The organism is Empedobacter sp. UBA3239, from assembly GCF_002362875.1.
GTDB classification, from domain to species: domain Bacteria; phylum Bacteroidota; class Bacteroidia; order Flavobacteriales; family Weeksellaceae; genus Empedobacter; species Empedobacter falsenii_B.
The window spans coordinates 1,177-3,041 of sequence record NZ_DEVJ01000066.1; the positions used below are offsets into that span (position 1 = coordinate 1,177).

Sequence of the window (1,865 nt, forward strand, 5' to 3'; positions counted from 1 at the left end):
TATAATCAAAAAACAGAATGGTTTTTTAAAATTGAACAAGAATTGCAAAAATAATAAAACGACACTTATGCTAAGTGTCGTTTTTTGTTTAAGTTTAATCCACAAAATTAAAACATGAAACAAATTACTCTAGCATTATTTACACTTTTTACGCTTTCGGCTTGTACTTCTAGCAAAACGGTTTTTCATAAAAAATGGACAACGAAACAAGCGCCAGAAAATTTTGTTGCTCGATTTGAAACGACAAAAGGAAATATTGATATCGAAGTTGAAAGAAAATTATCACCAAAAGCTGTTGATCGTTTTTATCAATTGGTGAAGTTCAATTTTTTCGAAGATGGAACTTTTTATCGCGTTGTTCCGAATTTTGTTGCACAATTTGGAAATACAGACACAATTGTTTCTAATCAATGGAAAAAATTTATTGTAGAAGATGAACCTGTTATTGCTGGAAATAGTAAAGGTGCTTTGAGTTTTGCGCGCGCTGGAAAAAACACAAGAGATTTGGATTTGTTTATTAATCTGAAAGATAATCATCGTTTGGATACAATCAATTCGAATGATGTCGTAGGTTTTCCAAGTTTTGGAAAAGTAGTGAACGGAATGAATGTTGTAGAAAGTTTGTATGATGGTTACGCTGGACAAACAATGGAAGACGAAGAAATTTTTAACAGTACAAAATTAATGCGCGAAAGATATCCAAAACTTGACAAAATATTGAATGCAAAAATCATTAAATCAAAGAAGAAAGAAATAGTAAAATAATGTGACATAAAGTTTTAACATGACACAAAAATCAATTTAAATGTTTTGGCATGTACTTTGTTATACATAATACGTTTTTAAAACATATTTTGTGAAATGAAAAAATCAAAATTCTTTAAAGTCGCTGGAGCAGCAGCAATGGCAGCTCAAAAAGACAAATCTTTTTTTGAAAAAGTAAAGGCTTTTTTCAATATGTTAGGTGATTACAAAAAAGGAAGTTATAAACCTGACAACATGAATTTATTTCTTGGATTTGTAGCAACTTTATACATTATTTCTCCTATTGATATCATTCCAGAAGCGCTATTTGGACCTTTTGGTTTGATAGATGATTTTGGGATTTTACTTTTTGGAATGAAATATTTCAACAAAGAAATTATTAAATATCTTGCATGGAGAGATACGCAAAGAGCCTATGCAAATGTTGAAGATGCAAAAATTATTGATTAGCAATAAATTAAATAGCTATAAAAAATCCGATTGAATTTTCAGTCGGATTTTTTATTTCAGATTATTCAAAAAGTGTTCTCTATCTCATAAATAAAATTTATTATCTGCCGATTATTCATTAGATTTGAGCAATACAATACTAAAAACTAAAACACCTGAATAATGGTAATTATTAATAATTTCGATGAATACAAAGCTTTCGAAGGTAAAGAAATCGGTAAATCTGACTGGCATATAATAAATCAAGAACAAATCAATCGCTTTGCTGATGCAACTTTAGATCATCAATGGATTCATACAGATCCTGAAAAAGCAGCTAACGAAGGACCTTTCAAAAAAACAATAGCACATGGTTATTTAACGCTTTCTTTAATTCCTCATTTATGGAATCAAATTGCGGAAGTGCGCAACATCAAAATGTTAATCAATTATGGAATTGAAAATTTGAGATTTGGACAAGCTGTTTTGGTTGATAGTGAGGTAAGATTAACTGCAAAATTGAAATCTATTACTAATTTGAGAGGAATTGCAAAAGTTGTCATCGAAGCAAATTTAGAAATTAAAGATAATCCGAAACCTGCTTATACGGCAGATGTGGTTTTCCTTTACCACTTTAATGATTAATTAAAGATCAATATAATTTACAAAGC

At 29.5% G+C, this 1,865-nt stretch carries 3 protein-coding genes; all 3 read left to right on the forward strand.

Translation table 11 applies throughout. From position 1 onward, the window contains the following. The first annotated feature begins 114 nt into the window (after window positions 1–114). The 3 genes from B4G36_RS09875 to B4G36_RS09885 all read left to right on the forward strand — a co-directional run bounded on the left by B4G36_RS09875 (window position 115) and on the right by B4G36_RS09885 (window position 1,839). Window positions 115–765: a peptidylprolyl isomerase gene (locus B4G36_RS09875; protein WP_291063704.1), complete on the forward strand. Its 651-nt coding sequence runs from the start codon at window positions 115–117 to the stop codon at window positions 763–765. A gap of 96 nt (window positions 766–861) precedes the next feature. After that, window positions 862–1,215, forward strand: coding sequence for a YkvA family protein (locus B4G36_RS09880; protein WP_221854484.1), 354 nt, complete (start codon window positions 862–864; stop codon window positions 1,213–1,215). A gap of 162 nt (window positions 1,216–1,377) precedes the next feature. After that, complete coding sequence (locus B4G36_RS09885) at window positions 1,378–1,839, forward strand: MaoC family dehydratase (protein ID WP_221854485.1); 462 nt, start codon at window positions 1,378–1,380, stop codon at window positions 1,837–1,839. Window positions 1,840–1,865: the final 26 nt, after the last annotated feature.

Excerpts from the sequence above, each read along its gene's own strand:
- B4G36_RS09880 (WP_221854484.1), top strand. The coding sequence starts at position 862 with ATGAAAAAATCAAAATTCTTTAAAGTCGCTGGAGCAGCAGCAATGGCA.
- B4G36_RS09875 (WP_291063704.1), top strand. The coding sequence starts at position 115 with ATGAAACAAATTACTCTAGCATTATTTACACTTTTTACGCTTTCGGCT.
- B4G36_RS09885 (WP_221854485.1), top strand. The coding sequence starts at position 1,378 with ATGGTAATTATTAATAATTTCGATGAATACAAAGCTTTCGAAGGTAAA.